Annotated in this window: 4 protein-coding genes; all 4 read right to left on the bottom strand. The window is 69.4% G+C overall.

All coding sequences use genetic code 11. The features are described 5' to 3' along the window. Positions 1–153 precede the first annotated feature (153 nt). On the bottom strand, positions 154–912 hold the full coding sequence (locus ACFTZB_RS43335; RefSeq protein WP_378441820.1) for an SDR family NAD(P)-dependent oxidoreductase: 759 nt from the start codon (positions 910–912) through the stop codon (positions 154–156). Beyond that, the gene (locus ACFTZB_RS43340; RefSeq protein ID WP_378441822.1) at positions 909–2,474 is read right to left on the bottom strand and encodes an acyl-CoA carboxylase subunit beta; all 1,566 of its coding nucleotides are present in this window, start codon (positions 2,472–2,474) and stop codon (positions 909–911) included. The genes ACFTZB_RS43335 and ACFTZB_RS43340 overlap by 4 nt, the downstream gene beginning before the upstream one ends. 44 nt (positions 2,475–2,518) lie before the next feature. Next, complete coding sequence (locus ACFTZB_RS43345) at positions 2,519–3,268, bottom strand: SDR family NAD(P)-dependent oxidoreductase (protein ID WP_378441824.1); 750 nt, start codon at positions 3,266–3,268, stop codon at positions 2,519–2,521. A 1-nt stretch (position 3,269) separates the two neighbouring features. Next, positions 3,270–4,510: biotin/lipoyl-containing protein (locus ACFTZB_RS43350; RefSeq protein ID WP_378441826.1), on the bottom strand; the 1,241-nt coding region annotated here is incomplete at its 5' end.

The raw sequence follows: 4,510 nt of genomic DNA on the forward strand, positions 1-4,510 counted from the left end.
GTGCGGGACCCCCGCCTGCGCGGGCAGATCTGGGGTCGCGATGTCCTGACGGCTTCCCGGCCGAGGGCTGGCGAAACGACTCGGTGGGCGAGCCCTCCCGAGAAGGGAGAACCCGCCCACCGAGTGGGGGGGAGGACATTCAGCGGGGTTCCGTCACAGGGACATGCCGCCGTCGATGGGTAGGACGGTGCCGGTGGTCCAGTCGTCCTCGAGCGCGAAGCGGGCGATCCACCGCGCGGTCTCGACCGGCTCGCCGACCCGGCGCAGCGGAATCGTCGCGGCGCGTTCCCGCAACAGAGTCGATTCCTGCTCGGCGCTCATGCCCGCTGACTGGTAGATCGCTGTCATCGTCGGGCCGGGGGCGACGCTGTTGACCCGTACCCCCTGGGGGCCGAGTTCGAGTGCCCAGCACCGGGTCAGGTGCGCCACCGCCGCCTTCGATGCCGCGTAGTGCGAGTTACTCACGGTGGCCTTAAGCGCCACCGAACTCGCCACGTTGACCACCGCCCCCTTGCTGGCCACCAGGGCGGGCAGCAGGGCTTGAGTGACGACGGTGGTGCCGAGGACGTTGAGGTCGAACAACTTGCGGACCGCGTCGGCCGACACTTCGGCCAACGGGCCGACCAGGAAGCCGCCGGCGCAGTTGACGACGAAGTCGATCCCATTCCAGGTCTCGGTGGCCTCGGCAGCAGCCGCGGCAACCGACTCGGGGTCGGTGACATCGACGACCCGAGTGGCGACGTCATCCCGGTCGTTCAGGTCAGCCAGTGCCTCGGGGCTGCGGTCCCAGGCATCGACGCGGGCGCCGTGGGCGAGGAACAGCTCGAGACAGGACCGACCGATGCCGCTTCCGGCGCCGGTGATCACGCCGCGAAGCCCCTCGCGGCGGGGCGCGAGAATCGGGGTACTCATACCGGGGTGACTCCGTTGCGGCGGGCGGGGGCGGTGCGGTCCCGCTTGCGGTACAGCGCGAGGCGCTGGGTGAGCTCGTGGCGGAGCTCGTTGGCGGGCACGACCGCTTCGACGGCGTTCTCGTTGGCGATCTTGAATACGTCGATTCCGGCGGCGTACTCGGCCTGCTTCTCGGCGATGAACGCGGCCCGCTCCTGCGGGTCCTCGATGGCCTGGATGCGGTTGTAGTGGATGCCGTTGACCGCGGCGTCCGGGCCCATCAGGGCGGGCTTGGCCGTCGGCAGCGCGATCAGGGCGTCCGGCTGCATCGGGGCACCGGACATCGCGAGGTAGCCGCCGCCGTACGCCTTGCGCAGCAGCACCGTGATGCGGGGGACGCGGGCCTCGGAGACGGCGAAGATCATCTTCGCGCCGTGCCGGATGATGCCCTGCCGTTCGACCTCGGAGCCGATCATGTAGCCGGCGATGTCGACCAGGAACAGGATTGGGATGTTGTAGGCGTTGCAGATCCAGATGAACCGGGCGGCCTTGTCGGAGGAGTCGGGGAAGATCACCCCGCCCTTGACGGTGGGCTGGTTGGCGACGATGCCGACGCTCTGGCCGTTCAGGCGCGCGAACCCGGTGACCAGTTCCGGGGCGAAGAGGTCCTTGTAGGGGAAGAAGCTGGCGTCGTCGACGAGGGAGTCGATCAGCTCGTGGATGTCGAAGATCTCGGATTCGACCTCGGGGACGATCTCCTTGATGGTCCGGGCGCCGGACGGGTCGGCCGGTGCGGTGACCGGGGGCTCCTGCTGCCAGTTCGACGGCAGGAACGACAGCCACACCCGCACGGCGGCAATGGCTTCCGCGTCGTCTTCGACGAGGACGTCGGACAGGCCGGAGACGGTCGAGTGCATCTCCGCGCCACCCATTTCTTCGAGGGTGACGTCTTCGCCGGTGACCATCTGCGCCAGGCGCGGGGAACCGAGGTAGGCGGTGGCGTGTCCGCGGACCATGATCGTCAGATCGCACAGTGCGGGCACGTAGGCGGAGCCGGCGGGGGAGGGGCCGAACAGGGCGCAGACCTGGGGGACGCGGCCGGAGATCTGGACCTGGTTGTAGAAGATGTTGCCCCAGGCGCGGCGGCCGACGAAGCTTTCGAACTGTTCGTCGATGCGGGCGCCGGCGGAGTCGAACAGGTACACGATCGGGGTGCCGGTGGAGTCGGCGAGTTCCTGGGCGCGGACGATCTTCTCGAAGGTGCGCTTGCCCCAGGTGCCGGCCTTGACGGTGTAGTCGTTGGCGATGACGACGATGTCGCGGCCGTCGACCTTGCCGACCGCGGTGACGACGGCGTCGCCGGGCAGGCCCTCGTCGTAGCGGGCGAGCAGGCCGTCCTCGAAGGACCAGCCGTTGTCGAAGAGCAATTCGAGCCGGTCGCGGACCAGCATCTTGCCGGCGTCGATCTGCTTCTGCCGCTGCTTTTCCGAGCCGCCGAGGCGGGCGGCGGTCAGGCGTGCCTCCAGCTCGTCGTGGGGGCTGCGGGCGGGCGCGGTCTGGGTGTCGTCCAGGGTGTCGGTCATCGGAGTGTCTCCAAACAATGTCGGAATGAGAAGGATTCGGGTCGCTAGTTGTAGCTGAACAGCAGGGAGGCGCCGCCGTCGATCACGGTGGTGGTGCCGTTGAGTCCGCGGGAGGCGCGGCCGGCGAGGAAACCGATGACCGCGGCGACGTCGTCGGGATCGAGGATGCGTCCGGTCGGGGTCTTGGCCGCCATCCGTTCGGCGGCCTCGTAATTGAGCATCGGTGTTGCCATCGCGCCGGGGGCGACCGCGTTCACGGTGACCGCGGTTCCCCAGAAGTCGAACATCAGGGAGCTGGTCAGGTTGATCAGTGCGGCCTTGGAGGCGGCGTAGGCGGGGTATTCGTAGCCGCGGGTGCCGGCGAAGGAGGCGCAGTTGATCACTCGCCCGTACTCGGCGGCCTTCAGATCGTCGGCGAATGCCTGGGTGAGCAGGAACGGGGCGGTGACGTTGACGTCCATGACCTGCCGCCAGGAGTCGGCGGTGGTGTCGGAGAGATGGGTGCGGCGCATGATGCCGGCGATGTTGACCAGATGGGACACCTGGCCGAGGTCGGCGTGCACCGCGTCGACCAGCGACCCGGCCGCCGATTCGGAGGTGATGTCGACGCCGTAGGCGGCGCTGGTCACCCCGGTGTTGCTCAGCTCGGTGGCGGTGCGTTTGGCGGCGATCTCGTCGATGTCGACGCAGGCCACCGAGAGGCCGAGTTCGCCGAGCACCGCCGCGGTGACGGCTCCGAGTCCGCCCCCGGCGCCGGTGACCACTGCGACCGGCGCGGTGTGCTGTGCAGTCATCTCACTCACCTGCCGCCACGACGGTGGCCAGGGATGCCCCGGCCGCGACGACCTGCCCGACCTCGACGTGCAGGGCCTCGACGACACCGGTGACGGCGGCGCGGATCGGGTTTTGCATCTTCATCGCCTCGAGAACCATCAGCACCTGGCCGGCCTCGACCTGGGCGCCGACCTCGATGTCGATCTGCGCGACGGTGCCCTGCATCGGGCTCTTGGCCTCACCGCTCGCCGCGGCGCCGCCGCCCCGCTTCTTCCGTGGGCCACCGGTCGCGGCGCGGCGTGCCCTCGGCTCCGCGACTGGGGCGGCAGCGGCGGGACCGGCGGGAGTGAAGAACGGGATCACGTAGCGGCGGTCGCCGACCCACACCTCGTTGCGGGGCAGCATCTCCTCGGTGTCCTCGTCGTCAGTGTCGGACAGGTCCTCGACCGGCGGCAGCAGCGAGGCGAAGTCGATGTCGCGCTCGAGCCAGTTGGTATGCATGGCGATGTTACGGAAGTCCTTGTGCGCAATGATCTGTCGCGCGGCCGGGACGGTGGTGGGCACGCCATCGATGATCAGCTCGTCCAGGGCGAGGGTAAGCCGGTCCAGGGCCCGGTCCCGGGTCGGTGCCCACACGATGAGCTTGCCGACCAGGCTGTCGTAGTACGGCTGGACCTCGTCGCCGGATTCGTAGCCGCCGTCCCAGCGGACGCCGGCCCGCGTCGGTGCCTGCACGGTGGCGATCGGGCCGGGGCTGGGCATGAACAGGGCGCCGCGGGTGTCCTCGGCGTTGACGCGGACCTCGATGGCGTGTCCGCGCGGGGTGGCGCCGGAGTCGGTGATCGACAGCGGTTCGCCGGCGGCGACGGCGAGTTGTTCGGCGACCAGATCCAGGCCCAGGGTCATCTCGGTGACCGGGTGCTCGACCTGGATGCGGGTGTTCATCTCCAGGAAGTAGAAGGCGTCCCGGTCGGCCTCGACGAGGAACTCGACGGTCCCGGCGCCGACGTAACCGACCTTCTGGGCCAGGCGGACCGACGCCTCGCCCATGGCGCGGCGCAGCTCGTCGGACAGGCCGGGGGCGGGTGCTTCCTCGATCAGCTTCTGGTGCCGGCGCTGCACCGAGCAGTCGCGGTCGCCGATCCACACCGCATTGCCGTGGGTGTCGGCGAAGACCTGGACCTCGACGTGGCGGGCGCTGGACAGGTACCGCTCGAGGTAGACGTCGTCACGACCGAACGCGGCGGCGGATTCCTGTTTGG

Source organism: Rhodococcus sp. NPDC057014, assembly GCF_042673295.1.
GTDB lineage: Bacteria > Actinomycetota > Actinomycetes > Mycobacteriales > Mycobacteriaceae > Rhodococcus_F.

Coding starts and splice junctions, on each gene's coding strand:
- ACFTZB_RS43335 (WP_378441820.1), bottom strand. CDS start 912: ATGAGTACCCCGATTCTCGCGCCCCGCCGCGAGGGGCTTCGCGGCGTG.
- ACFTZB_RS43345 (WP_378441824.1), bottom strand. CDS start 3,268: ATGACTGCACAGCACACCGCGCCGGTCGCAGTGGTCACCGGCGCCGGG.
- ACFTZB_RS43340 (WP_378441822.1), bottom strand. CDS start 2,474: ATGACCGACACCCTGGACGACACCCAGACCGCGCCCGCCCGCAGCCCC.